The organism is Bordetella sp., assembly GCF_057362025.1.
Window position 1 is genome coordinate 25,048 of sequence record NZ_JBMQQZ010000029.1, and the last position, 25,479, is coordinate 50,526.

Genomic DNA, 25,479 nt, shown 5'->3' on the forward strand with positions numbered 1-25,479 from the left:
ACCACCTCATCGTGCGCCCGTCCGCCACGTCTCCCGCCCCCGACTCGCCCGCGCACGTGCCGACGCTCGGCCAGATCTTTACGGCATTCGCCAAGATCGGGCTGACCAGCTTCGGTGGCGGCCTGAGCGGCTGGATGCTGCGCGAATTCGTCCAGGCGCGGCGCTGGCTTTCCGAAGCGGAATTCCTGAGCGGACTGGCGCTGGCCCAGGCATTCCCCGGGGTCAATGTGGTGAACCTGTCGATCTGGATCGGCTTTCGCCTGCGCGGCGGGCGCGGCGCCTTCATGGCCGCCCTGGGCATGATCGTGCCGCCGATGACGGCCGCCATCATCCTGGCGGCCCTGTTCGCCGAACTCTCCCATTCCCCCACCGTGCACGTCGTCCTGGCCGGCATTGCCGCCGCCGCGGTCGGGCTGTCCCTGCAAATGGGCCTGCGCGCGGCCTACCGGGCCGCCACCGGCCCGCTGCCCATCCTTGTCATGGTGGTGGTCTTCGGCACCATTTTCATCGCAGGCCTGCCGCTGCTGTGGGTGGTGGGCCTGATGGCGCCGGTGTCCATCCTGCTGGCCTATCTGCGCCTGCGCCGCGGCGGGGAACAGCCATGACGGGCAGCTCGGCGCTGTGGGACCTGTTCACCGTCTTCGCCCCTTTGTCTTTCCTGACGGTAGGCGGGGGACAAAGCGTCGTGGCGGACATCCACCGCCAGGCGGTGGATGTCTACGGCTGGATGAACGACGGCCAATTCCTGGATCTGTTCGCCCTGTCGCGCATTACGCCGGGGCCGGGGTCGCTGCTGGTCACCCTGGTCGGCTGGCAGGTGCGCGGCATCCTGGGCGCGCTGGTGGCTTCCTTCGCCATCTTCGTGCCCAGCACCGTCCTGATCTACGCCCTGGCCCGCGTCTGGCAGCGCTACAACGGCCGCCTCTGGATCCGGGCGATCGAGACCGGGCTGGCGCCCGTGGCGGCAGGAATGATCCTGGCCGCCTCCTGCACCATCCTGCGCGCGGCCGAAGGCGGCGCCTGGGCCTGGGCGGTCGCCATCGCCTCGACCCTGCTGCTGCTGCGCACCCGGGTCAGTCCGTTTCTGCTGCTGGGCGGCGGCGCGCTGGTCTTCCTGGTCGCGCTGCGCTAGGACCGGATTACCGTCGAGCTACAATGCAAGGCCGTGGGGACGGACCGCCCCCACCCAACTTGCCGCCGTATGCCGACTGATCCAGACGCCCGTACCGTACAAGCGCTGCAGTTCACCGACGTTTCCCTGGGATACGGGGATTTCACGGTATTGCAGGGCATTTCCATGACGGTCGCGTCCGGCCAGGTGGTCGCGGTCATGGGTGGCTCGGGCTCCGGCAAGACCACCATGCTGCGCGCGGCCACTGGCCAGTTGCAGGCGCGCGCGGGCAAGGTCGAGGTGTTCGGCCACGATATGGGCAAAGTCACGCCGGCCGAACTGGAAAGCCTGCGCAAGCGCATGGGCGTGCTCTTCCAGCAAGGCGCGCTGTTCACCGACCTGGACGTTTTCGAAAACGTCGCGTTCCCGCTGCGCGAGCACACCCGCTACGGCGAAGCCGAGATCCTGCAACGCGTCCTGGACAAACTCCATGCCGTCGGCCTGCGCGCGGCCGCGCACCTGAAGGTATCCGAGATCTCCGGCGGCATGGCGCGGCGCGTGGCGCTGGCCCGGGCGATCGTCCTGGAGCCGGAACTGATACTCTACGACGAACCCTTCGCCGGACTGGACCCGATTTCCATGGGCATCACCGCGCGGCTGATCCGCGATCTGTCGGATCGCCTGAAGTGCGCTTCCGTACTGATCACGCACGACGTCCATGAATCCTTCGCCATCGCGGACCAGGTCTATCTCGTGGGCCGGGGCCGGCTGGCAGCGTCGGGACGCCCCGACGCGCTCTCGGCATCCGACGATCCCTACGTGCGCCAGTTCCTGCGCGGCGAACCGGACGGTCCGGTCGCCTTTCATTATCCCGACACGCCGGCCTTCGACCGCTGGCTGGCCCGACAAGAAGGACGCAGGCCATGAGCGAATCCAGCTCCGCTCCGGCGGGACCCATCGGCCGCCTGGGCGGATGGGTCACCGATACCGTAAGCGGCATCGGCTACTTCACCCGTTTTTTCGGCGCGTTGTTGGCCAAGAGCGGCATCGCGCTGCGCCGTCCGCGCCTGGTGTCGCAACAAGTGCATTTCATCGGCAACTATTCCCTCATCATCATCGCGGTGTCGGGTATGTTCGTCGGTTTCGTCCTGGGCTTGCAGGGCTACTACACCCTGCGCCGCTACGGGTCGGAGGAATCCCTGGGCCTGCTGGTCGCCCTGTCGCTGGTGCGCGAACTCGGCCCGGTCGTAACGGCATTGCTGTTCGCCGGCCGGGCGGGGACGTCGCTGACCGCGGAAATCGGCCTGATGAAGGCGGGCGAACAACTGGCGGCCATGGAAGTCATGGCGGTGGACCCGATGCGCCGCGTGCTGGTGCCCCGGTTGTGGGGCGGCATCATCGCCATGCCCATTCTGGCGGCGGTGTTCTCGATGGTCGGCATCATGGGCGGCTGGCTGGTCGGCGTGGTGCTCATCGGAGTGGACACGGGCGCCTTCTGGTCCCAGATGCAAAGCGGGGTGGATGTGTGGAAGGATGTCGCCAACGGGGTGCTGAAAAGTATCGTGTTCGGCGTCGCCGTCACGCTGGTCGCCCTGTACGAGGGCTGGCAGGCCCGTCCCACGCCCGAAGGCGTGGCCCGCGCCACCACCCGAACCGTGGTCGTCGGATCGCTGGCGGTGCTGGCCCTGGATTTCCTGTTGACCGCACTGATGTTTGGCAATTAGATGATCGCGCCATGCCTCACCCCTGCGACGCGGGTGGGGCAAACAGCAATGGACCACTGATACGGATTCTTCATGTCACGTCAAAAAACCGATTTCTGGGTAGGCTTGTTCGTGCTGCTCGGTGCCGCGGCCCTGGTATTCCTGGCCTTGCGCGCCGGCAACCTCAGCGCCTTCTCCTTCGCCCCTACGTATGACCTGACCGCGCAGTTCGACAACATCGGCGGCCTGAAGGAGCGCGCCGCGGTCAAGAGCGCCGGCGTGGTCGTCGGCCGCGTCAGCCACATCCGCTTCGACGATAAAAGCTTCCAGGCCGTGGTCACGCTCAGCATGGACGCGGATTTCAAGTTCCCGAAGGACTCCTCGGCCTCCATCCTGACGGCCGGGCTGCTGGGTGAGCAATACATCGGCCTGACAGCGGGCGGCGATGATGCGAACTTTGCGAATGGCGACAAAATCCGGTATACCCAAAGCGCGGTCGTTCTGGAAAACCTGATCAGCCAATTCCTTTACGGCACGGCGGAAAAACAGGGGTCGGCTCCGGCCGCCAACGCCCCCGCGGCGCAACCTCAACCTCATTGACCGGAAGATTTCATACTCCGACGCACGCACGGATGGCGCCCTGGGGAAGAGGGGAAGCGCCGCCGCACGCGGGCGATCGGCCAACAGGCTGTTTCTCCAGAAAGACGACGAGATGAACAAGAACACACTGACTCGCATTTTCGCCCTGGCGGCGGCGGGCGCCGGCCTGGCCGGCTGCGCCACCGTGCAGAACCCCGACCCGCGCGATCCATGGGAAGGGTTCAACCGGGGCGTGTACACCTTCAATGACAAGGTGGACCGGGCCGTGCTCAAGCCCATCGCCGTGGGCTACACCAAGATCACGCCGCAGCCGGTGCAAAGCTGCATACACAATATGTTCAACAACGTCGCGGACATCTGGGCCGCGGCCAACAGCATGCTGCAAGGCCGCGGCCTGGACGCCATCAATACCTTCGGCCGCTTCCTGTTCAATACCACCATGGGCGTGGGCGGCTGCTTCGATGTGGCCACCGCCAACGGCGCGAAACGCATTCCGAACGATTTCGGCACCACGCTGGGCGTATGGGGCATAGGCCAGGGTCCATATGTCGTACTGCCTTTCTGGGGCTCCAGCACCATCCGGGACACCGCGGGCCTGGCCGGCGACTTTGTCGGCAACCAGTGGACCAGCGTCGGCGCCATCGACAATGTGCCCGTGCGCAATTCCCTGTATGGCCTGTGGGTGGTCGACCGCCGCGCCAGCCTGCTGGACGCCACGGACACCGTGGACCGCGTGGCCCTGGACCCCTACAGCTTCGTGCGCGATGCCTACCTGCAGCGGCGCGCGGCAATGGTACTGGGCCGCAAAGCGGGCGACACCAGCAACCTGCCGAACTACGACGACGAAGGCGACGATGCCGCCAACGGCAGCGCCACGAAACCCGCCGGCACGGACAGCGGCGCCACGCCGGCGCCCGCCGCCCCGGGCATAGGCGGTGCGGGCGGGGGCAGTACGACTCCCGCGCCCAAGCGCCAGTAAGAAAGAATGCAGCGGACGTTCCGCCGGACAGGCACCGACGCGCCTGTCCGGCGGAGCTTCCTTACACGGAATTCAGAAGGAGCAAGCATGCGGTTCTATCCCCTTTCGCTATTGCAACGCCTTTGCCTGAGCGGCCTGCTCGGGCTCGCCCTGGCCTGGTCGGCCCATGCCCAGTCCAACCCCCAGGCCTCACCGGAAAAAGTGGTGCAGGACGCCGCCAACCAGACGCTGCAGGTCCTGAAGACCGACGGCGGCGTCAAGAACGGCGACCTGCGCCGCGTCAACGAAGTGGTCAACCAGTACATCCTGCCCTACGTCGACTTCGAAAAGACCACCCGCCTGGCGGCCGGGCGCTACTGGCGCCAGGCTTCGCCCCAGCAAAAGACCGCGCTGGCGGAAGCCTTCAAAGGCACGCTGGTACGCACCTACAGCGGCGCGCTGACGCGGGTGGATAACAGCACCAGTATCAAGGTGACCGGCTCCACCATCGACGGCAACGACGCGGTCGTGCGCAGCACCATCAACCAATCCAACGGACAATCGGTCGGCGTGGATTACCGCCTGGAGCAAACCCCCGCGGGCTGGAAGATCTATGACCTCAATGTCGAAGGCATCTGGCTGATCCAGAACTACCGCAACCAGTTCGCGCAGGAAATCAACCAGAACGGCATCGACGGCCTGATCAAGGCGCTGAACCAGCGCAACGCGCAGTAGCAAGCCTGCGGCACGGCCGCGCCGGGACGACCCTGCGCGGCCAGGGGCCATGCCCGGGAAAACCCGGGCAGCGCCTTATAATGGAGGATTGGCTCTTTTCCGGGCTGTTCCCCCGCATCATGTCCGCCGTCCGTCTCGAGAACGTCTCCAAAACCTACGCCGCTCGCCAGCCCGCCTGGAAAAAGTGGCTGGGCCGCCCCTCCACGCCGGGGTTCCAGGCGCTCCGCGACGTCAGCCTGGACATCCAGCCCGGCGAATTCTTCGGCCTGCTGGGCCCCAACGGGGCAGGCAAGACCACCCTGATTTCCCTATTGGCCGGGCTGGCCATTCCCAGCGCGGGCCGCGCCAGCGTGTGCGGCCATGACGTGCAGGCCGACTTCCGCCAGGCGCGCCGCGCCCTGGGGGTAGTGCCGCAGGAACTCGTCTACGACCCCTTTTTTACGGTGCGCGAGACGCTGCGCATCCAGTCCGGCTATTTCGGGCTGCGCAAGAACGACGACTGGATCGACGAGATCCTGTTCAACCTCGGCCTGTCCGACAAGGCCGACGCCAACATGCGCGCGCTGTCCGGCGGCATGAAGCGCCGCGTGCTGGTGGCGCAGGCGCTTGTGCACCGGCCGCCCGTCATCGTGCTGGACGAGCCCACCGCCGGCGTGGACGTCGACCTGCGCCGTACCCTGTGGGAATTCATCTCGCGGCTGAACAAGGCTGGCCACACCATCATGCTGACCACGCACTACCTCGAAGAGGCCGAAGCGCTGTGCGGCCGCATCGCCATGCTCAAGGCCGGCCGCATCGTCGCGCTGGACACCACGCCGGCGCTGCTGGCGCGCGTGGGGGGCGTGGACCTGGAAGACGCGTTCGTGCGCATCATGCACCACGAGGACGACACACAATTGACGGAGGTGGTCTCGTGAGCTCCGCCACACGCCCCATGCTGGATGCCCAGGTCGCGGCGGGCTCCGGTTTTCCCACGCTGCTGCGCAAGGAGCTCATGCGCTTCTGGAAGGTCAGCTTCCAGACCATCGCGGCCCCCGTCATCACGGCCTTGCTCTATCTGCTGGTATTCGCGCAGGTTCTGCAGGATCGGGTCCACGTCTACGGCACGGTGCCTTACACATCATTCCTGATCCCGGGCCTGATGATGATGAGCATGCTGCAGAACGCCTTCGCCAACCCATCGTCCTCGCTGATCCAGAGCCGCATCACGGGCAACCTGGTGTTCATCCTGCTGCCGCCGTTGTCGCATCGGGACATCTACTTCGCCTACGTGATCGCGGCCATCGCGCGCGGTCTGGCGGTGGGCCTGTGCGTGTGGATCGTGGCGCTGTTCTTCATCCCGCTCACGCCGGCGCATCCACTGTGGGTGCTGGCGTTCGCCGTCCTGGCGTGCGGCATCATGGGCAGCCTGGGCATCATTGCCGGGCTGTTCTCCGAGAAATTCGACCAGCTCGCGGCGTTCCAGAATTTCCTGATCATGCCGGCGACCTTCCTGTCGGGCGTGTTTTATTCCATCCATACCCTGCCACCGTTCTGGCAGGGCGTATCGCACTGGAATCCCATCTTCTATACCATCGACGGCTTCCGCTACGGGTTCTTTTCGGTGTCCGATGTGTCGCCCTGGCGCAGCCTGGCCGTGGTCACCTGCGTCTTCCTGGCACTGGGCACCTACGCCGCACGCCTGCTGGCCAGCGGCTACAAGCTGAGGAACTAGAAGGTATGAGGCCCACCCCCGAAGCGCTGCGCGCTTCCCCCTCAAGGGGGCGACGCCAGAGGACCGGAAGGAAAGCTCGCCCCCTGAAGCGCTGCGCGCTTCCCCCCTCCGGGGGGCGACGCTGGAGGACCGGCGAAGCCGGATCCTCGGCGTCCCCGCTTGGCCGCACCTGTTTCTTGCGTGGAGGTGGGGTGGATGGTTTCATCTTCGAAGGGGTGTGCGCTTCCGTTTGCGGGGAGCGGCGCGGGCAGGACGGTGGAGCCGGGTTCGCGGGACCGCCTATCGCGCTTTATTCGTTTTTTGCGTCGCAGGTGGCGCAGAGCACAAGGGATTACTGAAAACATGTTGCCGACGCCCGAACAAGTCCGCCAGTACATTGCCGGCGGACTGGACTGTGAACATATCGACGTACAGGGCGACGGATCGCATTTCGATGCGGTCATCGTCAGCAGCGCCTTCGAAGGCAAGCGTCCGATCGCCCGCCACCAGCTAGTCTATGCCGCGCTCGGCGACCGCATGAAGGCCGAGATCCACGCGCTGTCCATGCGCACCCTGACGCCCGCCGAATACAAGGCGGGACGCTGATGGACAAGCTGCGCATCACCGGCGGCGGTCCGCTGCACGGCGAAATCACCGTATCCGGCGCCAAGAACTCGGCGCTGCCCATCCTGTGCGCCGGCCTGCTGACGGCGGACACGCTGGCGCTGGAAAACGTTCCGGAGCTCAACGACATTGCCACCATGCTGCGCCTGCTGGGCCACGTGGGCACGCACGCCGAACGCCAGCCCCACGGCGGCGTGACGATCCGCGCCGATCAGGTCGACAAACTGGAAGCGCCCTACGAGCTGGTCAAGACCATGCGCGCCTCCATCCTTGTCCTGGGGCCGCTGCTGGCGCGTTTCGGCGAAGCGCGCGTCAGCCTGCCCGGCGGCTGCTCCATCGGCCAGCGCCCGGTCGACCAGCACATCAAGGGTCTGGCCGCGCTCGGGGCCGACATCAAGCTGGAACACGGTTTCGTGGTTGCGCGGGCCAGGCGGCTGAAAGGAGCCTCCATCCGCACCGACATGGTCACCGTCACCGGCACGGAAAACCTGATGATGGCGGCCACGCTGGCACAGGGCCGCACGGTGCTCGAGAACGCCGCGCGCGAGCCCGAAATCGTCGATCTGGCCGAACTGCTCATCAAAATGGGTGCGCAGATCCAGGGCCATGGTACCGACCGTATCGTCATCGAAGGCGTGGATCGGCTGCATGGCGCCACGCACCGCGTCATTCCCGACCGCATCGAGGCCGGCACCTTCCTGTGCGCGGTCGCCGCCACCGGCGGTGAAATCACTTTGCGCGCCGCCGATGCGTCGCACATGGGCGCGACGCTCGACAAGCTGGCCGAGGCCGGGTTGTCGCTGGAATACGGCGCCGACTGGATACGCGCATCGATGCGCGGGCGCCCCCGGGCGGTCAGCGCGCGCACCCACGAGTATCCCGGCTTCGCGACCGACATGCAGGCCCAGTTCATGGCGCTGGACACCGTCGCCGAAGGCACCGGCGTGATCGTCGAGAACATCTTCGAAAACCGCTACATGCACGTGCAGGAACTGATCCGCATGGGCGCCGACATCGATATCGATGGCCACACCGCCGTGGTGCGGGGCGTGCCTCGCCTGTCGGGCGCCACCGTCATGGCGACGGACCTGCGCGCCTCCGCCAGCCTGGTCATCGGCGGCCTGGTCGCCGATGGCGAGACCGTTATCGACCGCATCTACCACCTGGACCGCGGCTACCAGCAGATGGAATGCAAGCTGCGCGAGCTGGGCGCGCACATCGAGCGCGTCTCCGGACGCGAGTGACGCACAGAGCAATGGACGACTGATATGAACCAGCCCGATACCCGCGCCACCGCCGATCCCGCGCCGCTCACGCTGGCGCTGTCCAAGGGCCGCATCTTCGAAGAAACCATGCCCCTGCTGGCCGAAGCCGGCGTCGAAGTCACGGAAAACCCCGAACACTCGCGCAAGCTGATCATCCCGACCAGCGATCCCGGCCTGCGCCTGATCATCGTGCGCGCCTCTGACGTACCCACCTACGTCCAGTACGGCGCGGCGGACCTGGGCATCGCCGGCAAGGACGTACTGATCGAACACGCCGCCGCGCACCCGGGCGGCCTGTACCAGCCGATCGACCTGAACATCGCCAAGTGCCGGCTGTGCGTCGCCGTCCCGGCGGGCTTCGACTACCAGAGCGCCGTGCGCCAGGGCGCGCGCCTGCGCGTCGCCACCAAATACGTCCAGGCCGCGCGCGAGCACTTCGCCGCCAAGGGCGTCTACGTGGACCTGATCAAGCTGTACGGCTCTATGGAGCTCGCGCCCCTGGTCGGCCTGGCCGACGCCATCGTCGACCTGGTCTCTTCCGGCGGCACGCTGCGCGCCAACAACCTCGTGGCCGTGGAAGACATCATGCCGATTTCCTCGCGGCTGGTCGTCAACCAGGCGGCGTTGAAAACACGCGGCGCGCGCCTGCAGCCCCTGCTGGACGCCTTCGAGCGGGCCAGCGCCGCGCGTGTGGCATGATAGACGCTTGATCCGCGCATCCGCGCCCTGTCCCGTTTCGCCGCCATCCGCCCGGTCCGCGGCCTTATACGCCCCGAAGGGGGTATTCCATGACCACCATCAACCGCCTCGATTCCCGCGATCCCGGTTTCGCGTCCGCCCTGTCTTCCCTGCTGGCCTTCGAGGCCTCCCAGGATGAATCCATCGACCGCGCCGCGGCCGATATCCTGGCGGCCGTGCGGCATCGGGGCGATGATGCGCTGCTCGAATACACCCGGCGGTTCGATCGCGTGGATGTCGCCACCGCGCAGGCGCTGGAAATCCCGCGCGACAGCTGGCAGGCCGCCCTGCAATCGCTGCCGGCGGCCCAGCGCCAGGGCCTGGAGGCCGCCGCGCAGCGTGTGCGGGTCTATCATGAAAAACAGCGCGCCCAGACCTGGACCTACACCGAGACCGACGGCACGATGCTGGGGCAGAAGGTCACTCCCCTGGACCGCGTCGGGCTGTACGTGCCTGGCGGCAAGGCGGCCTATCCATCGTCGGTGCTGATGAACGCCATACCCGCGAAGGTGGCCGGCGTGGCGGAACTCATCATGGTCACGCCCACGCCGGACGGCCTGCGCAACCCGATGGTGCTGGCCGCGGCCGCCATCGCCGGCGTGGACCGCGCCTTTGCCATCGGCGGTGCCCAGGCGATCGGGGCGCTGGCCTACGGCACGGCCACGATTCCCGCCGTGGACAAAATCGTCGGCCCCGGCAACGCCTATGTCGCGGCCGCCAAGCGCCGCGTGTTCGGCACCGTGGGCATCGACATGATCGCCGGTCCCAGCGAAATCCTGGTCATCTGCGACGGACGGACGCCGGCGGACTGGATCGCCATGGACCTGTTCTCCCAGGCCGAGCACGACGAACTGGCGCAAGCCATCCTGCTGTGCCCGGACGCCGCCTATCTGGACGAAGTCGCCGCCTCCATCGACCGCCAGCTTCCCGGCATGCCCCGCGCCGACATCCTGCGCGAAAGCCTGGGCAAGCGCGGTGCCCTGATCCAGGTGCGCAGCCTGGAGGAAGCCTGCGACATCGCCAACGACATCGCGCCCGAGCACCTGGAAATCTCCACGGATGACCCTGAAAAGTGGGTGGAACGCATCCGCCACGCCGGCGCGATCTTCATGGGCCGCTACGCGTCCGAATCGCTCGGCGATTACTGCGCCGGGCCCAACCATGTGCTGCCGACCTCCCGCACGGCGCGCTTTTCGTCGCCCCTGGGCGTCTACGATTTTCAGAAGCGCTCCAGCCTGATACAGGTTTCGCGGCAGGGCGCTCAGACGCTGGGTCGTATCGCGGCCGACCTGGCCTTGGGCGAAGGGCTGCAGGCGCACGCCGCCAGCGCCCAATACCGGCTCGACAAGGCATGAATACCGCCGAGCCCGGCCGCCGCCCGGCCACGGACGGGCGGGCGCTCACGGCGGCCGAACGGGCGGCCACGACCATCCGGCCCGATATTCTGGCCCTCTCGGCCTATGCCGTCGGGCATGAAGACGACGGCATCAAGCTGGATGCAATGGAGAATCCCTACGGGCTGCCCGATGTCGTGCGCGACGCCATCGCCGCCGCGGCACGGGCCACGCCGCTGAACCGCTATCCAGCGGGCCGGCACGACGCCCTGGAGACCGCCGTGCGCGCCGCGTTCGGCGTGCCGGACGCCGCCGCGCTGCTGTTCGGCAACGGCTCCGACGAACTGATCAGCCTGGTCGTGCAGGCCTGCTGCAGCCCGGGCGATATCGTCTTGTCACCCGTGCCGTCCTTCGTGATGTTCGACATGTCGGCGCGCTTTCACCACGCCCGCTTCGTGGGCGTGCCCCTGACGGCGACATTCGAGCTCGACCTGCCGGCCATGCTGGCGGCCATCCGCGCGCACAGGCCCAAGGTGGTCTTCCTGGCCGTTCCGAACAATCCAACGGGGGGACGCTGGGCGGACGAGGCCATCGAGACCATCCTCGCCACGGCCCCTGGGCTGGTGGTGATCGACGAAGCCTACCAACCCTATGCCGACGGCACCTGGATGCCGCGCGCCGCCGGGTTCGCCAATGCAGTGGTGCTGCGCACCGTCTCCAAGATCGGGCTGGCGGGCCTGCGCTTCGGCTACCTGGCCGGCCCCGCGCCCTGGATCGCCGAGATCGACAAGCTGCGCCCGCCCTACAATGTCGACGTGCTGACGGAAGCCGTCATGCTGGCCGTGCTGCGCCACAAGGCGGTGCTGGATGAGCAGGCTGCCCGCCTGCGCGCTTCGCGCGATGGGCTGGCCCGCGAACTTGCCGCACTGCCCGGCGTGACCATCCATCCGTCCTCCGCCAACTTCCTTCTTGCGCGCTTTTCCGGCAAGATGGGCGGCAACGCCGTGCATCAAGCCCTGAAAACGCGCAAAATACGGGTTCGCGCCTTCCCCGGCGATCCCGCGCTGAGCGACTGCCTGCGCATCTCGCTGGGCACGCCCGACGAACACGCCGCGCTGATCGCGGCCCTACGCGACATCCTGGGCTGACGCCCGCCTTTTTTTTGCTTACATCAACCGCGCCGGACCCTAACGCCTTACTCCAAGCCACCGACGCAACAGACAGACCACCATGCGCACCGCAGATATCACCCGCAACACCAACGAAACCCGCATCCGCGTGGCGGTCAACCTGGACGGCACGGGCCGCCAGTCCATCGATACCGGCGTACCCTTCCTGGACCACATGCTGGACCAGATCGCGCGCCACGGGCTGATCGACCTGGACATCAAGGCCGAAGGGGATCTGCACATCGACGCGCATCACACGGTGGAAGATGTCGGCATCACGCTGGGGCAGGCCATCGCCGCGGCCATCGGCGACAAAAAGGGCATCCTGCGCTACGGCCACGCCTACGTCCCGCTGGATGAAGCACTGTCGCGGGTGGTGGTCGATTTCTCCGGCCGTCCCGGCCTGGAATTCAATGTACCGTTCACGCGTGCCCGCATCGGCGAATTCGACGTCGACCTGACGCGTGAATTCTTCCAGGGCCTGGTCAATCACGCCCTGATCACCATGCATATCGACAATCTGCGCGGCCGTAATGCCCATCACCAGTGCGAGACCGTCTTCAAGGCCTGTGGCCGCGCGCTGCGCATGGCGATGGAGCGCGATCCGCGCAGCCAGGGCGTCGTTCCTTCCACCAAAGGCGTGCTGTAATCGGCGATCCTACGAATACGCAGGCAGAAATCTCGTGACTTCCATCGCTATCGTCGACTACGGCATGGGCAACTTCCACTCCGTGGCGCGCGCGCTGGCCGCCGCCGCCCCGGACGCCGACATCCGTATTTCCAACACCGTGGCCGACATCGACGCGGCGGACCGCGTGGTCTTTCCCGGCCAGGGCGCGATGGCGGACTGCATGCGCACGCTGAACGAATCCGGCCTGCGCGAGGCCGTGGTGCGCGCCGCGCGCACCAAGCCCCTGCTGGGCGTATGCGTGGGCGAACAGATGCTGTTCGACACCAGCGAAGAAGGCCCGACCATCTGCCTTGGCATCTTTCCCGGCGTGGTCCATCGCTTCAGCGGCGCCCAGTACGCCTCGCCGATCGGCGCCTACGAAGACCCCGCCACAACCGCGGCCGCCGACGAACGCCTGAAAGTTCCGCACATGGGCTGGAACAAAGTACGCCAAACACGCTCTCATCCAATCTGGGAAGGCATTCCGGACGGCACGCATTTCTATTTCGTTCATAGTTACTACGCCGTGCCGGCCGACCCTGCCCTGACCGTTGGGGAAACCGATTACGGCGGTTCCTTTACCTGCGCGGTGGCGGCAGCTAACATTTTCGCGGTGCAGTTCCACCCGGAAAAGAGCGCCGAACACGGCCTGCGCCTGTACAGGAATTTTGTCGATTGGCGCCCCTGATTCCCGACGCCCGGTGCGAACCCAACCGTCGCGCCGGTTTGCCCCACCCGTTCCAACAACCGACTTACCAACGCGCGTTATCACTATGCTGCTGATCCCCGCCATCGACCTCAAAGACGGGCGTTGCGTCCGCTTGCGCCAGGGAGACCTGGACGATGCAACGGTGTTCTCCGAAGACCCGGCCGCCATGGCCACCCACTGGCTGGAACAGGGCGCACGCCGTCTGCATCTGGTCGACCTGAACGGGGCCGTCGCCGGCAAACCGCGCAACGAAGCCAGCATCAAGGCCATCGTCGATGCGGTCGGCGACGACATTCCCGTCCAGATCGGCGGGGGCATCCGTGACCTGGACACCATCGAGCGCTATCTCGACAACGGCATTTCCTATGTGATCATCGGTACCGCCGCGGTCAAGAACCCCGGCTTCCTGCATGACGCCTGCGGCGCCTTCCCCGGCAGCATCATCGTCGGCCTGGACGCCCGCGACGGCAAGGTGGCGACCGACGGCTGGAGCAAGCTGACGCGTCATGACGTCCTGGACCTGGCCAGCAAGTTCGAGGACTACGGCTGCGAGGCCATCATCTACACCGACATCGGCCGCGACGGCATGCTATCGGGCGTCAACGTCGACGCCACCGTGCGGCTGGCGCAGCACGTCCGCATCCCGATCTTCGCCTCGGGCGGCATCGCAGGCATCCAGGATATCGAAGCCCTGTGCGCGGTCGAAGAAGAAGGTATCGAAGGTGCCATCCTCGGCCGCAGCATCTACGAAGGCGCCTTGAATTTCCAGGACGCGCAAACCCGCGCGGACGAATTGGCGAAACCATGAACGGTATCGCCCAGAGCGCCTGCGCCAACACGCTGACGCGGCGCATCATTCCCTGCCTGGATGTGACGGCCGGCCGCGTCGTCAAGGGCGTGAACTTCGTCAACCTGATCGATGCCGGCGATCCCGTGGAGATCGCGCGCCGCTACAACGAACAGGGTGCCGACGAACTCACTTTCCTGGACATCACCGCCACCAGCGACGGCCGCGACCTGATCCTGCCCATCATCGAGCAGGTCGCGTCGCAGGTCTTCATTCCCCTGACGGTAGGCGGCGGCGTGCGCCAGGTCGCCGATATCCAGCGCCTGCTGAATGCCGGCGCCGACAAGGTCAGCATCAACAGCGCGGCCGTCGCGGATCCCGAACTGGTGCGCGCGGCCGCGGATTATCACGGCTCGCAGTGCATCGTGGTCGCGATCGACGCGCGCCGCGTCAGCACGGAAGACGGCACCGATCGTTGGGAGGTCTTCACGCACGGCGGCCGCAAGGCCACCGGGCTGGACGCCATCGAATGGGCGCGCCGCATGGCCGAATATGGCGCCGGCGAAATCCTGCTGACCAGCATGGACAAGGACGGCACCAAATCCGGCTTCGACCTGGCCCTGACGCGGGCGGTATCCGATGCCGTGCCCGTGCCCGTCATCGCTTCGGGCGGTGTCGGTTCGCTGCGGCACATGGCCGAAGGCGTTACCCTGGGCCGTGCCAACGCCGTCCTGGCCGCCAGCATCTTCCACTACGGCCAGCACACGGTTCAGGAATGCAAGCGCTACATGGCCGGCCTCGGCATTGAAGTGAGGGTATGAGGCCCACCCCCGAAGCGCTGCGCGCTTCCCCCTCAAGGGGGCGACGCTGGCGGACCGGCGGAGGTTCTATGGTTTTGGTCAATTGCCGGAGCTGATGCGATGAGGGTCGAAAGGCTGTTGAGAGCGCCAGACGGCAAAAGCGATATGCAAGAGCTTGCGCGCGAGCACGACCAGCGCTTCGGTGGTTTTCAGGCCACGAGCGCGCAGTGCCTGGTAGAGGGTCTTGAAGGTTTTGGTGTGACTGGCCGACATCGCCGCCAGGTACATCAGGTGACGCAGAGCCGGGTCGCCGCGCTTGGACAGGCGTCTGCGGCCCCTGCTGCGCCCGGAGTCATTGGCGCGCGGGTCCAGGCCGCTGTAGGCGACCAGGGCCTCGGCGCTAGCGAAGGGCACACGCGTGAGCAAACAAGCCAGCAAGGCGCTGGATTGAGGTCCGATGCCGACGATGCTTTGGAGCAAGGTGCGAGCCTCGCGCAGCGGGGCCTCGGTGTTGATAAGGGCGGTGATGCGCTCATCAATGGCTCGCAGCAGGCCCGCAAAGGCTTGGTCCAATTCGCAAACGGCGTGGGCCAGAGTGTCGCAGGCCGGCCCAAGGGATTCGCGCAAGGCGGTACGTTTGGTGACCGCCGTCCATCGTTGGGCCATCAACTGCGCCAGTTCAGCCTGGGTGGCGCTGGGGGCATGATAAGGATGCAGGCGGGCATGGTGTTCGGCCAGGAAACGGGCGATCAGGCGCGCGTCCACGTGGTCGGTCTTGCCGCGCGCCCCGATGGCCTTGGCGTAGAAGTACACGTCACGGGCATTGAGCACGAACACGCTCAGGCCCATGCTGTCGGCCAAATTGGCCAGAAGTTGATGGTATCGGCCGGTGGACTCCATGGCCAGCAACGAACCGGGCGCCAAGGTGCGCAACCATTGTGTGATGGCCGCGCACTCGTTGGCCACGCTCAGCACCGTGTCATGGTTGTGGACCGCGATGACCAATTCGGCTTTGGAGACGTCTACGCCGACCAAGTTCAAGGGGGCTTGCATAGTGGGATTACTCCAATGAACAATGACATTCGTTGGGGTGGAATCCCGCCAGCGGCGTTAGCTTGCTTGAAGATCGGCGCTGAGATACCGCTCAGTTCCTTATCGACGCTCGAAGGCGGGGTGGGGGCAATCTCCGCCAGTCGGTCCTACCCGATATCCGGTAATTCAGGCCCTCCACCCCAACACCCCCTAACCATACAAGCCGGATCCTCGGCGTCCCGGGTCGGCTGCACCTGTTTTTTGCGTAGCGGCGTGGTGGGTTGTTCCACCCCCCACGCGCTGCGCGCTTCCTCATCGAGGGGGCGACGATGGATAATGGATTTATGAGCAACGAACCCGCTTGGCTGGCTGACGTCGTTTTCGACGCGCAGGGCCTGATACCCGCCATCGCCCAGGATGCCCAGACAGGGCAGATCCTGATGGTCGCCTGGATGAACCGCGAATCGCTGGCCGAAACCGCCGCCACCGGGCGCGCGGTCTATTGGTCGCGCTCGCGCCAGCGCCTGTGGCGCAAGGGCGAGGAATCCGGGCACGCGCAGCAGGTGAAGGAATTGCGCCTGGACTGCGACGGCGACGTGGTGCTGCTGAAGGTAGACCAGCAAGGCGGCATCGCCTGCCATACCGGCCGCGCCAGCTGCTTCTTCCGCCGGCTGGACGGGCAGGGCGGCGAACGCCACTGGGAAACGACCGACCCGGTCCTGAAGGACCCGGAGCTGATCTACAAATGAGCGACATCGATCCGCGCAGCACGGCCGTATTGGCGCGCATCGCCGATACCCTGGCAACGCGCCGTCCCGACCGGGGCGGCGATCCGGCCACGTCCTACGCCGCCAAGCTGCTGGCCAAGGCGCCCGACGCCTTCCTGAAAAAGATCGGCGAAGAAGCCACGGAACTGGTCATGGCCGCCAAGGACGGCGTGCCCGAACGCATCGTCAGCGAGACGGCCGACCTCTGGTTTCATTGCCTTGTAGCCCTGACTCATTACAATCTGCGCCCGGAGGACGTCCTGGCGGAACTCGCGCGACGCGAAGGCCTGTCGGGGCTGGCGGAGAAAGCCGCCCGGCCCGCCGACTGACGGCGCCGCCACGGACATACGGAGCGAGACCCATGAGCGACAACTGCATCTTCTGCAAAATCAGCCGCGGCGAGATCCCCTCGAAGAAGGTCTACGAGGACGATGAATTCGTGGCTTTCCACGACATCAACCCCGCCGCGCCGGTCCACCTGCTGCTCATCACTCGCCGCCATATCGGGTCCATGCAGGACATAACCGCGGAGGACGCCGGCTGGTTGGGTAGAATGGTGGCATTGGCCCCGCGGCTGGCGCTGGAAAACGGCTGCAACCCGGGGGAACAAGGCGGCTTTCGCCTCCTTGCCAATTCCGGCGCGGAAGGCGGACAGGAAGTCCCCCACCTGCATTTCCACATTATTGGCGGTTCGCGTCCTTGGAAAGGCCGCGTAGCCCCGAACGCATGAACACGGAGAACCGTCATGGGCAGTTTTAGCATCTGGCATTGGCTGATCGTTCTGGTCATCGTGGCACTGATCTTCGGCACCAAGAAGCTGCGCAACTTCGGCAGCGACCTGGGCGGCGCCGTCAAGGGCTTCAAGGAAGGCATGCGGGACGCCAATGGCGACCCGGCCGATCCGGTGGATCCGGCCCACCAACAACGCGTTTCCGGCGAAACGATCGACGTCCAAGCCAAGGAAAAAACGCATTCGTGATCCCGGCTCGCGGCGTGGCGGCGGCTTAGGCGGCCGCCCTGCCTGCGCCCGACGCCCGCTGCCCGCCGCCGTGCCATACCGGGGCGGAAAGGGCATCTCCTCTTTTTCATGGCCGTCGTATGTTTGATGTCAGTTTCACAGAACTGATGGTGATCGGCGTCATCGCGCTGATCGTCATAGGACCGGAACGCCTCCCCAAGGTCGCACGCACGGTAGGACATCTGCTGGGGCGCGCGCAGCGCTACGTCAACGACGTAAAAAGCGATATCCGGCGCGAAATCGAGCTGGATGAGCTGCGCAAGTTCAAGACCGACATGGAAACGGCCGCGCAATCGGTACAGACTTCGCTGCGCGATGCCGAAACTTCCCTGCGCGAACCTGCGCAGGCGCTGCGGCAGGAGCTGGACGAAGCCGCCAAGGCGGCCACCAGCGCGGTTTCCATGCAGGGCGCACCCACCGCGGCATTGGCCGAGCCGGCAGCCCAGGCCGATACGCCCTCGACGGCCGATGCCCCGCCCGTGGTGCCCGCCATCGAAACGAACGCCACCCCTGGGGCTTCCCCGGCGACAGCGGCGGAACCCGCCACCCACAGTGCCACACCGGGCGGCGCTCCGTCGGTACCGGCGGCGGCATCCCCGGCCACTTCGGCTACGACCGCAGCTCCGGCCACGGCCCCCACCGCCGCGTCCATCCCGGCGTCGGCATCCGCTCCCGCCACGCCGGCACCGCCAGCATCGCCCTCGGCCACATCGACCGGAACCACGTCGGCTGCGACACCATCCGCATCGCCGACGGCCGCCTCCGCCAGCCCCGCATCGTCAGCGCCGGCATCACCGGCTCACACACCGACGCCCCCGGCATCGACCCCGCCGTCGTCGCCCGCAGCCAGCGACGCGACGCCCAAATCACAAACGCCTACCGGTAGCACAACGTGAGCCAGGAACTGCCACAAGAAGAAGAGCTGCAGGAAGACAGCTTCATGTCTCACCTGGTCGAGCTGCGCACGCGACTGCTGCGTGCGGTAGCCGTCATAGGCGTTATTTTCGTCATCCTGTTCTTTTTCCCCGGCGCGGCCAAGATCTACGATCTGCTCGCCCGGCCCATGCTGGCGTCGCTACCCCAAGGCACCCGCATGATCGCCACCGGCGTCATCACGCCATTCATGGTGCCCGTCAAAGTCACCCTGATGGCGGCCTTCGTCCTCTCCCTGCCCGTGGTGCTGTGGCAGGCCTGGGCCTTCGTCGCGCCCGGGCTCTACCGCCACGAGAAGCGCCTGGCGCTGCCGCTCATCGTTTCCAGCACCTTCCTGTTCCTGGCGGGAATGGCATTCTGCTATTTCGTCGTCTTCAGGACTGTCTTTCACTTCATCGCGACCTTCGCGCCGCAGTCCATCACGCCGGCCCCGGATATCGAAGCCTACCTGAGCTTCGTCATGACCATGTTCCTGGCTTTCGGCATCACCTTCGAGGTCCCCGTCGCCGTGGTCCTGCTGGTCAAGGCGGGCATCGTCGACGTCAAGAAACTCAGCAGCGCGCGTGGCTATGTCGTCGTCGGCGCTTTCATCATCGCCGCCGTCGTGACACCGCCGGACGTGGTCAGCCAATTCATGCTGGCCGTTCCCTTGTGCCTGCTGTTCGAGATCGGCCTCATCTGCGCGCGCATGGTCACCAAGCCCGACAAGGAAAGCGAGAACGCGCTCACCGAGCGGCAGTAAACGCCAGGAACGAGACCGATTCACCTTGAGTCATCAGAACCGCAATCGTACATTGCGTGGATGACCATGGCGGACCGCTTGCGAACTCTCATGCGTTGGCGCGGCATTCGCAGCCAACGGCAACTGGCACGCTTGTCCGGCGTGCCGCAAACTTCCATCCACCGCATCCTGACACGCGACCCCGGCTACTTGCCGGCACTGGGCACGCTGACTCGCCTTGCGCGGACGCTGGATACCACCGTCCTGTGGCTGAGCGAAGGCGAAGCCGGCCTGCACGCCACCTTGCATGCCGCCCGGCAGCCGCGGCCGCACGAGTGCGGCGCGGCTCCTCCTCTCCATCAGCAAGGCGGCGGCGATGCCGCCGAACTTCACATGCTGATGGCCAAGCTGTCCGAGGCCGAGCGGCGCCACGTGGTCGCCCTGGTCCGCATGCTGGCGGATCGGCCTAGCGGGGCCGCTGGGGACGCACGCCGACCTTGACCTTCAGTTCCCTCTCGCGGCCACCGCGCAACACGGACAAGGTTACCTCCTGCCCCGGCGGCAACAGGGCGATCATCGCCAGCATCGAAGACGTATTGCGCACGTCGTTGCCGTCGATGCTCAACACGATGTCGCCCACGCGCAGGCCGCCGCGCCCGGCAGGGCCGTCGCGCATCACGCCCGCGATGATCACACCGCGCGAATTGCCCAGCTTGAAGGCGCGCGCCAGATCCGGCGTCAGGTCCTGAGGCTCCACTCCCAGCCAGCCACGCCGCACGTAGCCGGTGTGGATGATTTCCTCCATCACCGAGCGCGCCGTGTCGATCGGCACGGCGAAACCGATGCCCAGCGAACCGCCGGACTGCGAATAGATCGCGGTGTTGATCCCCACCACATTGCCATGCTGGTCGATCAGGGCCCCGCCCGAATTCCCCGGATTGATCGCCGCGTCGGTCTGGATGAAGTTCTCGTAGGTGTTCAGCCCCAGGCTGCTGCGCCCCAGGGCGGAGACGATGCCTTGCGTGGTCGTCTGCCCGACGCCGAAGGGGTTGCCGATGGCCAGTACGACATCGCCGACTTTCAGCGAACCGTCGCTGCCGAGCGTGGCTACCGGCACGGTCCCGATGTGCTCCGGCAACTTCAGGACCGCCAGGTCGGTTTCCGGGTCTGCCCCCACCACCTGGGCACGGGTTTCGCGGCCATCCGCCAGCGCGACCTCGATCGCATCGGCGGCCTCGACCACGTGGTAGTTGGTCAGGACATAACGCTCCTGCACGATGACGCCCGAACCCAGGCTGGTGGATTCATGGCGACGGCTGACGCTGGGCAATTGGCCGAGAAGCTCCCGTATGACGGGATCGTCGGGCAACGGGATCAGCGGCACGTCGACGTGCTTGGCGGTGTAAACGTTCACCACGGCGGGAGCGGCTCGCGCGACCGCCGGGGCGAAGGTCAGCTCGCCCTGAGGCGGGACAACGGGTGCCGTGGCGACGTCCGGCCCCGGCGTTCCCGGCGAAGGAGACCGGCCGGGGCCGGACAAGCGCAGCCAATCGGGGCGCAGGGTAGTGACCACGAATAGAATGGCTAGACTGACCGTGACGGCCTGGGCGAATATCAGCCAGAGTCGACGCATGATTTCTTAGGTAAAGCAATGAACAGTATCGATACGCGTGAACTGGCCGCTTGGCTGGACCAGACCCTGCAGCCAGGCCGGTTCCGGGACTACAGTCCCAATGGGCTGCAAGTGGAAGGCAAGGCGTCGATCGGCCATATTATCGCCGGGGTGACGGCGTCCGAGGCGCTCCTGCGCGCGGCCATCGATCGCGGTGCCGATGCCGTGCTGGTACACCACGGCTGGTTCTGGAAAAACGAAGACCCGCGGGTGCGAGGACCGCGCCGCACCCGGCTGGCGCTGGCCCTGGCCCACGACCTGAATCTGTTCGCCTATCACCTGCCGCTGGATGCCCACCCGCAACTGGGCAATAACGCGCAGCTGGCGCGCGTCCTGGGACTGGACCCCGACCTGGACGAGGCGGGACTGCCGCGCACCTGCGGGCCGGACGACCTGGTGTGGCTGGGCACCGCACCCGGCATCGAGCACTTCGGCCAGTTGGCCGCGCGCGCGGCCGAACGGCTCGGGCGCGCGCCGCAAGCCATCGGCGACGCGCAACGCCCCATCCGCCGCCTCGCCTGGTGCACCGGCGGCGCACAGGGCATGCTGGCCGATGCGGTGGATGCCGGCGTCGATGCCTACATCACCGGCGAGATCTCCGAGCCGACCGTGCATCTGTCGCGGGAAACCGGCGTGGCTTTCCTGGCGGCCGGACACCACGCCACCGAACGCTATGGCGTCCAGGCACTGGGCCAGGCCATCGCGGACCGGTTCGGCATCCGCGTGGATTTCGTCGATATCGATAACCCGGTGTGATCGTCGCCCGCGGCGGGCGAAACGGCCGTCGGCGTTCAGGCGATCGGACCGCGCTGTTGTTGTTTCAACAGATCGCGGATTTCCTGCAGCAGTTGCACATCCGCCGGCGGAGCCGCAGCCGGGGTGTCGTGCGCGGTTTCGAAGCTGGCGCGGGCGCGCGCGACCGCCTTCACCATCCAGAAGATGATGAATGCCAGAAGGATGAAGTTGATGACGATGGTGATGAAATTGCCCCAGGCAAGCACGATGGCGCCCGCCTTGGTCAGGTCGGCGTAGGTCATGGGCCCGTTATAGGACGGCGGCATCGACAGCACGATGAATTTATTGGAGAAATCCACTGCGCCGCCGAGGACGAAGTTGACGATCGGCATGACGACGTCCTTCACCAGGGAATCCACGATCCTGCCGAAGGCCGCGCCGATGATCACCCCCACGGCGAGGTCAACGGCATTGCCCTTGACGGCGAAACTACGGAAATCTTTCAGAAAACTCATAGCTGCTCCTCTATGATTCGCCCGTCATTGGGCTAAGGCTATAATACGCGGTTGCGAAGACGTTACGTATCATCAAGCATTAACCGCAGCGGCATGCCGCTGCGGGGAAGACACCTCCGGTTTGCCGGGGGGCGAAAAAGGCCAGATACAGGGCCCGGTGCTTAATCCACATCCCCTGGAGGGGGGACGCTACACGGCCCAGGTATGACCCGCAGTAGCCGCATAACAAGGATGGATGATGAGTCAGACTACGATGTATCACGATGACGAAGGCGCAGCACCTATCGACCTGCCCCCTGACCCATCGCGACGTTTCTGGGTAACTACGGCCTGTGCCCTGGGTGGCGTGGCCGGTGTAGCAACCGCCGTTCCTTTCGTCGGCACATTCGCGCCTTCCGCCAAGGCCCGTGCCGCCGGCGCCCCGGTGGAAGCGGATGTCAGCCAGTTGCAGCCGGGCCAGATGATGACGGTGGAATGGCGCGGCAAGCCCGTCTGGATCCTGCGCCGCACGCCGGAGCAGCTCGAAGAGCTGAAGAAAGATCCCTCCCTGCTGGCCGATCCCGATTCCAAGCGTCCCGGCTACACGCCGGCATTCGCCGAGAACGGCTACCGCTCGCGCAAGCCGGACCTGTTCGTCTGCGTCGGCATCTGCACCCACCTGGGTTGCTCGCCGAATCGCCAGGACGACGTCGCCCCCGGTGTCGACGGCTTCCTCTGCCCCTGCCACGGCTCGCGTTTCGACCTGGCCGGCCGCGTATTCAAGAACGTGCCCGCGCCCGACAACCTCGAAGTGCCGCCATACTCGTACCAATCGGACACCCGCATCATTGTCGGGGTCGACGAAAACAACAAGGCCTGACAGGGCGTCGCCACGCGCGCGCATAGACAGATACGCCACGACTAGCAAAGGAGCTGCTTCATGGATGGCGACAAGACCGTCGAATCGACTGGTTTCATGGGATGGGTGGACAAGCGCTTTCCCGCCACCGCGACATGGAAAGCCCATGTCTCCGAGTACTACGCACCCAAGAATTTCAATTTCTGGTACTTCTTCGGATCCCTGGCGCTGTTGGTGCTGGTTCTGCAGATCGTGACCGGCATCTTCCTGGTGATGCACTACAAGCCCGATGCGGAACGCGCGTTCCAGTCGGTGGAATACATCATGCGCGAAGTGCCCGGCGGCTGGCTGATCCGCTACATGCACTCCACCGGGGCCTCGATGTTCTTCGTCGTGGTGTACCTGCATATGCTGCGCGGGCTGCTTTACGGCTCCTACCGCAAGCCGCGTGAACTGGTGTGGGTGTTCGGCGTCGCGATCTTCCTCTGTCTGATGGGCGAGGCCTTCTTCGGCTACCTGCTGCCCTGGGGCCAGATGTCGTACTGGGGCGCCCAGGTCATCGTGAACCTGTTCTCGGCAATCCCCTTCATCGGGCCGGACCTGGCGATCTGGATCCGCGGCGACTATGTGGTGTCCGACGCCACGCTGAACCGTTTCTTTGCCTTCCACGTCATCGCCATCCCGCTGGTCCTGATCGGGCTGGTAGCGGCGCACCTGGTGGCGCTGCATGAAGTCGGCTCGAACAACCCCGACGGCGTGGAGATCAAGCAGGGCCCGAAGGATCGTTATGGCCGACCGCTGGACGGCGTGCCGTTCCACCCGTACTACACGGTGCACGACATCGTGGGCGTCGCGGGCTTTCTGATCGTCTTCGCGGCCATCGTGTTCTTCGGCCCGGAGATGGGCGGCTTCTTCCTGGAATACAACAACTTCATCCCGGCCGATTCCCTGAAGACGCCTCCGCACATCGCCCCCGTCTGGTACTTCACCCCGTTCTATTCCATGCTGCGGGCGACGACCGACGACTTCACCTGGGTACTGTCCGGTGCCGCCGTGCTGGGCGCGCTCGCCCTGCTGTTCAAGGGCAAGGGCCGCGGTATCGCCCGCATCGTGCTGCCGGCCATCCTGGTCGTCGTCGCCGTGCTGCTGCGTGTGCTGGACGCCAAGTTCTGGGGGGTGGTCACGATGGGCGGCACGGTGGTGATCCTGTTCTTCTTGCCGTGGCTGGACCAATCGCCGGTCAAGTCGATCCGCTACCGTCCGGACTGGCACAAGGTGGTCTACGGGATCTTCATCGTCGACTTCCTGGTGCTGGGCTATATCGGCACCCAGCCGCCCAATCCGGCGCTGAACCTGACCTCTCAGATCGGCACGCTGTATTACCTGGCGTTTTTCTTCCTGATGCCCGTGTGGAGCCGGCTGGGCAGCTTCAAGCCCGTGCCTGAACGCGTCGTCTATCACGCCCATTGAGCCCTGCACACATAACGGAATGACCATGATCAAGAAGCTGATGGGTGCCGTGACGTTGATGCTCACGTGCGCCGCCGCCTTGGCCTCGGAAGGCGGATACCCCCTGGACGCCGCGCCCAACCGGGTCAACGACGTGGCGGCACTGCAAAATGGCGCCAAGTTGTTCGTCAACTACTGCCTTAACTGCCATGCCGCCGGGTCGATGCGGTACAACAAGCTGACCGAAATCGGCCTGACGGATGAGCAGATCAAGAAAAATCTGCTGTTTACCGGGCAGAAGGTCGGCGACCTGATGACGGTGGCGATGCCGCCCAAGGACGCCAAAAAATGGTTCGGCGTGACGCCTCCGGACCTGTCCGTCATCGCCCGCGCCAAGTCCCAGACTGCAGGCGCCCCCGGAATCGACTACATTTACACCTATCTGCGTTCGTTCTACCGCGACACCAGCCGGCCCACGGGCTGGAACAACCTGGTATTTCCCAATGTGGGCATGCCCCATGTCCTGTGGGAACGCCAAGGTCCGCGGGAGCTGACCACCGTCGCCATGCATCATGCCGAAGGCAAGGGCGAGGAAGGCGGCTGGGAGCGCGTAACCACCGTGTACGACCCGCAGGGCTACGCGACCGTCAAGAAGGATGAAGTGGCCGGGTACCACGGCAACGAAAGTTTCACGGCCACCTTCAAGGCAGCGAACGCGGCGCAATCGGCCCAGTTCGACAATGACGTCGCCGACCTGACGGCCTTCCTGGGCTGGATGTCCGAACCGGTGGCCCAGTTCCGCAAGGAACTCGGCGTCTGGGTACTGCTCTTTCTGGGCCTGTTCCTGGTCGTCGCGTTGCGGCTGAACGCGTCCTATTGGAAACACGTGAGGTAATCGGCACA

The 25,479-nt window shown here is 65.8% G+C and carries 32 protein-coding genes; 29 read left to right on the plus strand and 3 right to left on the minus strand.

Annotation, left to right across the window (positions count from 1 at the left end):
- Nucleotides 1–11 precede the first annotated feature (11 nt).
- From ACO1P8_RS07245 to hisF, 18 genes are all read left to right on the plus strand, one after another.
- Nucleotides 12–605: a chromate transporter gene (locus ACO1P8_RS07245; protein WP_486295227.1), complete on the plus strand. Its 594-nt coding sequence runs from the start codon at nucleotides 12–14 to the stop codon at nucleotides 603–605.
- Nucleotides 602–1,132, plus strand: coding sequence for a chromate transporter (locus tag ACO1P8_RS07250; RefSeq protein WP_486295228.1), 531 nt, complete (start codon nucleotides 602–604; stop codon nucleotides 1,130–1,132). The genes ACO1P8_RS07245 and ACO1P8_RS07250 overlap by 4 nt, the downstream gene beginning before the upstream one ends.
- Nucleotides 1,133–1,201: 69 nt before the next feature.
- Nucleotides 1,202–2,038: an ABC transporter ATP-binding protein gene (locus ACO1P8_RS07255; RefSeq protein ID WP_486295229.1), complete on the plus strand. Its 837-nt coding sequence runs from the start codon at nucleotides 1,202–1,204 to the stop codon at nucleotides 2,036–2,038.
- The gene (gene mlaE / locus ACO1P8_RS07260; RefSeq protein ID WP_486295230.1) at nucleotides 2,035–2,835 is read left to right on the plus strand and encodes a lipid asymmetry maintenance ABC transporter permease subunit MlaE; all 801 of its coding nucleotides are present in this window, start codon (nucleotides 2,035–2,037) and stop codon (nucleotides 2,833–2,835) included. The genes ACO1P8_RS07255 and mlaE overlap by 4 nt, the downstream gene beginning before the upstream one ends.
- A gap of 72 nt (nucleotides 2,836–2,907) precedes the next feature.
- The gene (mlaD, locus tag ACO1P8_RS07265; protein ID WP_486295231.1) at nucleotides 2,908–3,414 is read left to right on the plus strand and encodes an outer membrane lipid asymmetry maintenance protein MlaD; all 507 of its coding nucleotides are present in this window, start codon (nucleotides 2,908–2,910) and stop codon (nucleotides 3,412–3,414) included.
- A 112-nt stretch (nucleotides 3,415–3,526) separates the two neighbouring features.
- Nucleotides 3,527–4,393 (plus strand): MlaA family lipoprotein, encoded by an 867-nt coding sequence (locus ACO1P8_RS07270; protein ID WP_486295232.1) that lies wholly within the window; start codon nucleotides 3,527–3,529, stop codon nucleotides 4,391–4,393.
- 87 nt (nucleotides 4,394–4,480) lie between these two features.
- Nucleotides 4,481–5,107, plus strand: coding sequence for an MlaC/ttg2D family ABC transporter substrate-binding protein (locus ACO1P8_RS07275; protein WP_486295233.1), 627 nt, complete (start codon nucleotides 4,481–4,483; stop codon nucleotides 5,105–5,107).
- 119 nt (nucleotides 5,108–5,226) lie between these two features.
- Nucleotides 5,227–6,024, plus strand: a complete 798-nt coding sequence (locus tag ACO1P8_RS07280) for an ABC transporter ATP-binding protein (protein WP_486295266.1) — start codon at nucleotides 5,227–5,229, stop codon at nucleotides 6,022–6,024.
- 17 nt (nucleotides 6,025–6,041) lie between these two features.
- The gene (locus ACO1P8_RS07285; protein ID WP_486295267.1) at nucleotides 6,042–6,821 is read left to right on the plus strand and encodes an ABC transporter permease; all 780 of its coding nucleotides are present in this window, start codon (nucleotides 6,042–6,044) and stop codon (nucleotides 6,819–6,821) included.
- Nucleotides 6,822–7,163: 342 nt separating this feature from the next.
- Nucleotides 7,164–7,406 (plus strand): BolA family protein, encoded by a 243-nt coding sequence (locus ACO1P8_RS07290; RefSeq protein WP_094839531.1) that lies wholly within the window; start codon nucleotides 7,164–7,166, stop codon nucleotides 7,404–7,406.
- Complete coding sequence (murA, locus tag ACO1P8_RS07295; RefSeq protein ID WP_486295234.1) at nucleotides 7,406–8,668, plus strand: UDP-N-acetylglucosamine 1-carboxyvinyltransferase; 1,263 nt, start codon at nucleotides 7,406–7,408, stop codon at nucleotides 8,666–8,668. The genes ACO1P8_RS07290 and murA overlap by 1 nt, the downstream gene beginning before the upstream one ends.
- A 24-nt stretch (nucleotides 8,669–8,692) precedes the next feature.
- On the plus strand, nucleotides 8,693–9,388 hold the full coding sequence (hisG, locus tag ACO1P8_RS07300; RefSeq protein WP_486295235.1) for an ATP phosphoribosyltransferase: 696 nt from the start codon (nucleotides 8,693–8,695) through the stop codon (nucleotides 9,386–9,388).
- A gap of 89 nt (nucleotides 9,389–9,477) precedes the next feature.
- Complete coding sequence (gene hisD / locus ACO1P8_RS07305; protein ID WP_486295236.1) at nucleotides 9,478–10,782, plus strand: histidinol dehydrogenase; 1,305 nt, start codon at nucleotides 9,478–9,480, stop codon at nucleotides 10,780–10,782.
- The gene (gene hisC / locus ACO1P8_RS07310) at nucleotides 10,779–11,909 is read left to right on the plus strand and encodes a histidinol-phosphate transaminase (protein WP_486295237.1); all 1,131 of its coding nucleotides are present in this window, start codon (nucleotides 10,779–10,781) and stop codon (nucleotides 11,907–11,909) included. The genes hisD and hisC overlap by 4 nt, the downstream gene beginning before the upstream one ends.
- A gap of 82 nt (nucleotides 11,910–11,991) precedes the next feature.
- A complete protein-coding gene (gene hisB / locus ACO1P8_RS07315; RefSeq protein WP_066631458.1) occupies nucleotides 11,992–12,579 on the plus strand; it encodes an imidazoleglycerol-phosphate dehydratase HisB in 588 nt (195 codons plus the stop codon).
- Nucleotides 12,580–12,613: 34 nt separating this feature from the next.
- Nucleotides 12,614–13,288 (plus strand): imidazole glycerol phosphate synthase subunit HisH, encoded by a 675-nt coding sequence (gene hisH / locus ACO1P8_RS07320; RefSeq protein ID WP_486295238.1) that lies wholly within the window; start codon nucleotides 12,614–12,616, stop codon nucleotides 13,286–13,288.
- An 85-nt stretch (nucleotides 13,289–13,373) separates the two neighbouring features.
- A complete protein-coding gene (gene hisA / locus ACO1P8_RS07325; protein WP_094839524.1) occupies nucleotides 13,374–14,117 on the plus strand; it encodes a 1-(5-phosphoribosyl)-5-[(5-phosphoribosylamino)methylideneamino]imidazole-4-carboxamide isomerase in 744 nt (247 codons plus the stop codon).
- A complete protein-coding gene (gene hisF / locus ACO1P8_RS07330) occupies nucleotides 14,114–14,917 on the plus strand; it encodes an imidazole glycerol phosphate synthase subunit HisF (RefSeq protein WP_486295239.1) in 804 nt (267 codons plus the stop codon). Before hisA ends, hisF begins: the two co-directional genes overlap by 4 nt.
- A gap of 78 nt (nucleotides 14,918–14,995) precedes the next feature.
- Here the strand turns inward: hisF and ACO1P8_RS07335 are convergent, their stop codons facing one another.
- Entirely contained in the window at nucleotides 14,996–15,949 is a 954-nt protein-coding gene (locus ACO1P8_RS07335) for an IS110 family RNA-guided transposase (RefSeq protein WP_486295240.1), read from the minus strand.
- 323 nt (nucleotides 15,950–16,272) lie between these two features.
- Between ACO1P8_RS07335 and hisI the strand changes: the two genes are divergently transcribed.
- The 7 genes from hisI to ACO1P8_RS07370 all read left to right on the plus strand — a co-directional run bounded on the left by hisI (nucleotide 16,273) and on the right by ACO1P8_RS07370 (nucleotide 19,868).
- Nucleotides 16,273–16,677 (plus strand): phosphoribosyl-AMP cyclohydrolase, encoded by a 405-nt coding sequence (hisI, locus tag ACO1P8_RS07340; protein ID WP_094839522.1) that lies wholly within the window; start codon nucleotides 16,273–16,275, stop codon nucleotides 16,675–16,677.
- A complete protein-coding gene (locus tag ACO1P8_RS07345; protein WP_094839521.1) occupies nucleotides 16,674–17,024 on the plus strand; it encodes a phosphoribosyl-ATP diphosphatase in 351 nt (116 codons plus the stop codon). Before hisI ends, ACO1P8_RS07345 begins: the two co-directional genes overlap by 4 nt.
- Before the next feature lie 32 nt (nucleotides 17,025–17,056).
- Complete coding sequence (locus tag ACO1P8_RS07350; RefSeq protein WP_486295241.1) at nucleotides 17,057–17,425, plus strand: histidine triad nucleotide-binding protein; 369 nt, start codon at nucleotides 17,057–17,059, stop codon at nucleotides 17,423–17,425.
- Nucleotides 17,426–17,440: 15 nt separating this feature from the next.
- Nucleotides 17,441–17,674 carry a Sec-independent protein translocase subunit TatA gene (tatA, locus tag ACO1P8_RS07355; RefSeq protein WP_094839519.1) on the plus strand — a complete coding sequence of 78 codons (234 nt, stop codon included), beginning with the start codon at nucleotides 17,441–17,443 and terminating at the stop codon, nucleotides 17,672–17,674.
- Between the two features lie 119 nt (nucleotides 17,675–17,793).
- Nucleotides 17,794–18,609 carry a Sec-independent protein translocase protein TatB gene (tatB, locus tag ACO1P8_RS07360; RefSeq protein ID WP_486295242.1) on the plus strand — a complete coding sequence of 272 codons (816 nt, stop codon included), beginning with the start codon at nucleotides 17,794–17,796 and terminating at the stop codon, nucleotides 18,607–18,609.
- A gap of 44 nt (nucleotides 18,610–18,653) precedes the next feature.
- The gene (gene tatC / locus ACO1P8_RS07365; protein ID WP_486295268.1) at nucleotides 18,654–19,388 is read left to right on the plus strand and encodes a twin-arginine translocase subunit TatC; all 735 of its coding nucleotides are present in this window, start codon (nucleotides 18,654–18,656) and stop codon (nucleotides 19,386–19,388) included.
- 78 nt (nucleotides 19,389–19,466) lie between these two features.
- A complete protein-coding gene (locus tag ACO1P8_RS07370; RefSeq protein ID WP_486295243.1) occupies nucleotides 19,467–19,868 on the plus strand; it encodes a helix-turn-helix domain-containing protein in 402 nt (133 codons plus the stop codon).
- Here ACO1P8_RS07370 and ACO1P8_RS07375 read toward each other — a convergent pair.
- On the minus strand, nucleotides 19,834–21,000 hold the full coding sequence (locus ACO1P8_RS07375; protein WP_486295244.1) for a S1C family serine protease: 1,167 nt from the start codon (nucleotides 20,998–21,000) through the stop codon (nucleotides 19,834–19,836). The genes ACO1P8_RS07370 and ACO1P8_RS07375 overlap by 35 nt on opposite strands.
- An 18-nt stretch (nucleotides 21,001–21,018) precedes the next feature.
- Here ACO1P8_RS07375 and ACO1P8_RS07380 point away from each other — a divergent pair, with 18 nt between their 5' ends.
- Complete coding sequence (locus tag ACO1P8_RS07380; RefSeq protein ID WP_486295245.1) at nucleotides 21,019–21,795, plus strand: Nif3-like dinuclear metal center hexameric protein; 777 nt, start codon at nucleotides 21,019–21,021, stop codon at nucleotides 21,793–21,795.
- A gap of 35 nt (nucleotides 21,796–21,830) precedes the next feature.
- Here the strand turns inward: ACO1P8_RS07380 and mscL are convergent, their stop codons facing one another.
- Nucleotides 21,831–22,289, minus strand: a complete 459-nt coding sequence (gene mscL / locus ACO1P8_RS07385) for a large conductance mechanosensitive channel protein MscL (RefSeq protein WP_486295246.1) — start codon at nucleotides 22,287–22,289, stop codon at nucleotides 21,831–21,833.
- Nucleotides 22,290–22,527: 238 nt separating this feature from the next.
- On the opposite strand from mscL, the gene petA reads away from it, so the two are divergent.
- Genes petA through ACO1P8_RS07400 form a run of 3 tightly spaced genes read left to right on the plus strand, consistent with a single transcriptional unit; the run spans nucleotide 22,528 to nucleotide 25,471 of the window.
- Nucleotides 22,528–23,148 (plus strand): ubiquinol-cytochrome c reductase iron-sulfur subunit, encoded by a 621-nt coding sequence (gene petA, locus ACO1P8_RS07390; RefSeq protein ID WP_094839512.1) that lies wholly within the window; start codon nucleotides 22,528–22,530, stop codon nucleotides 23,146–23,148.
- Nucleotides 23,149–23,208: 60 nt separating this feature from the next.
- The gene (locus ACO1P8_RS07395) at nucleotides 23,209–24,597 is read left to right on the plus strand and encodes a cytochrome b (RefSeq protein ID WP_486295247.1); all 1,389 of its coding nucleotides are present in this window, start codon (nucleotides 23,209–23,211) and stop codon (nucleotides 24,595–24,597) included.
- Nucleotides 24,598–24,616: 19 nt separating this feature from the next.
- A complete protein-coding gene (locus ACO1P8_RS07400) occupies nucleotides 24,617–25,471 on the plus strand; it encodes a cytochrome c1 (protein WP_486295248.1) in 855 nt (284 codons plus the stop codon).
- Nucleotides 25,472–25,479 lie beyond the last annotated feature (8 nt).

Bases quoted from the DNA above. Each gene is read 5' to 3' on its own strand.
- ACO1P8_RS07255 (WP_486295229.1), top strand. From the start codon at position 1,202: ATGCCGACTGATCCAGACGCCCGTACCGTACAAGCGCTGCAGTTCACC.
- tatC (WP_486295268.1), top strand. From the start codon at position 18,654: ATGTCTCACCTGGTCGAGCTGCGCACGCGACTGCTGCGTGCGGTAGCC.
- ACO1P8_RS07335 (WP_486295240.1), bottom strand. From the start codon at position 15,949: ATGCAAGCCCCCTTGAACTTGGTCGGCGTAGACGTCTCCAAAGCCGAA.
- ACO1P8_RS07400 (WP_486295248.1), top strand. From the start codon at position 24,617: ATGACCATGATCAAGAAGCTGATGGGTGCCGTGACGTTGATGCTCACG.
- hisF (WP_486295239.1), top strand. From the start codon at position 14,114: ATGAACGGTATCGCCCAGAGCGCCTGCGCCAACACGCTGACGCGGCGC.
- tatB (WP_486295242.1), top strand. From the start codon at position 17,794: ATGTTTGATGTCAGTTTCACAGAACTGATGGTGATCGGCGTCATCGCG.
- ACO1P8_RS07280 (WP_486295266.1), top strand. From the start codon at position 5,227: ATGTCCGCCGTCCGTCTCGAGAACGTCTCCAAAACCTACGCCGCTCGC.
- tatA (WP_094839519.1), top strand. From the start codon at position 17,441: ATGGGCAGTTTTAGCATCTGGCATTGGCTGATCGTTCTGGTCATCGTG.
- ACO1P8_RS07290 (WP_094839531.1), top strand. From the start codon at position 7,164: ATGTTGCCGACGCCCGAACAAGTCCGCCAGTACATTGCCGGCGGACTG.
- mlaD (WP_486295231.1), top strand. From the start codon at position 2,908: ATGTCACGTCAAAAAACCGATTTCTGGGTAGGCTTGTTCGTGCTGCTC.
- murA (WP_486295234.1), top strand. From the start codon at position 7,406: ATGGACAAGCTGCGCATCACCGGCGGCGGTCCGCTGCACGGCGAAATC.
- ACO1P8_RS07270 (WP_486295232.1), top strand. From the start codon at position 3,527: ATGAACAAGAACACACTGACTCGCATTTTCGCCCTGGCGGCGGCGGGC.
- hisA (WP_094839524.1), top strand. From the start codon at position 13,374: ATGCTGCTGATCCCCGCCATCGACCTCAAAGACGGGCGTTGCGTCCGC.
- ACO1P8_RS07285 (WP_486295267.1), top strand. From the start codon at position 6,042: ATGCTGGATGCCCAGGTCGCGGCGGGCTCCGGTTTTCCCACGCTGCTG.
- hisI (WP_094839522.1), top strand. From the start codon at position 16,273: ATGAGCAACGAACCCGCTTGGCTGGCTGACGTCGTTTTCGACGCGCAG.
- ACO1P8_RS07250 (WP_486295228.1), top strand. From the start codon at position 602: ATGACGGGCAGCTCGGCGCTGTGGGACCTGTTCACCGTCTTCGCCCCT.
- petA (WP_094839512.1), top strand. From the start codon at position 22,528: ATGAGTCAGACTACGATGTATCACGATGACGAAGGCGCAGCACCTATC.
- ACO1P8_RS07375 (WP_486295244.1), bottom strand. From the start codon at position 21,000: ATGCGTCGACTCTGGCTGATATTCGCCCAGGCCGTCACGGTCAGTCTA.
- ACO1P8_RS07395 (WP_486295247.1), top strand. From the start codon at position 23,209: ATGGATGGCGACAAGACCGTCGAATCGACTGGTTTCATGGGATGGGTG.
- hisC (WP_486295237.1), top strand. From the start codon at position 10,779: ATGAATACCGCCGAGCCCGGCCGCCGCCCGGCCACGGACGGGCGGGCG.
- hisB (WP_066631458.1), top strand. From the start codon at position 11,992: ATGCGCACCGCAGATATCACCCGCAACACCAACGAAACCCGCATCCGC.
- ACO1P8_RS07350 (WP_486295241.1), top strand. From the start codon at position 17,057: ATGAGCGACAACTGCATCTTCTGCAAAATCAGCCGCGGCGAGATCCCC.
- hisG (WP_486295235.1), top strand. From the start codon at position 8,693: ATGAACCAGCCCGATACCCGCGCCACCGCCGATCCCGCGCCGCTCACG.
- ACO1P8_RS07345 (WP_094839521.1), top strand. From the start codon at position 16,674: ATGAGCGACATCGATCCGCGCAGCACGGCCGTATTGGCGCGCATCGCC.
- ACO1P8_RS07275 (WP_486295233.1), top strand. From the start codon at position 4,481: ATGCGGTTCTATCCCCTTTCGCTATTGCAACGCCTTTGCCTGAGCGGC.
- mlaE (WP_486295230.1), top strand. From the start codon at position 2,035: ATGAGCGAATCCAGCTCCGCTCCGGCGGGACCCATCGGCCGCCTGGGC.
- hisD (WP_486295236.1), top strand. From the start codon at position 9,478: ATGACCACCATCAACCGCCTCGATTCCCGCGATCCCGGTTTCGCGTCC.
- mscL (WP_486295246.1), bottom strand. From the start codon at position 22,289: ATGAGTTTTCTGAAAGATTTCCGTAGTTTCGCCGTCAAGGGCAATGCC.
- ACO1P8_RS07380 (WP_486295245.1), top strand. From the start codon at position 21,019: ATGAACAGTATCGATACGCGTGAACTGGCCGCTTGGCTGGACCAGACC.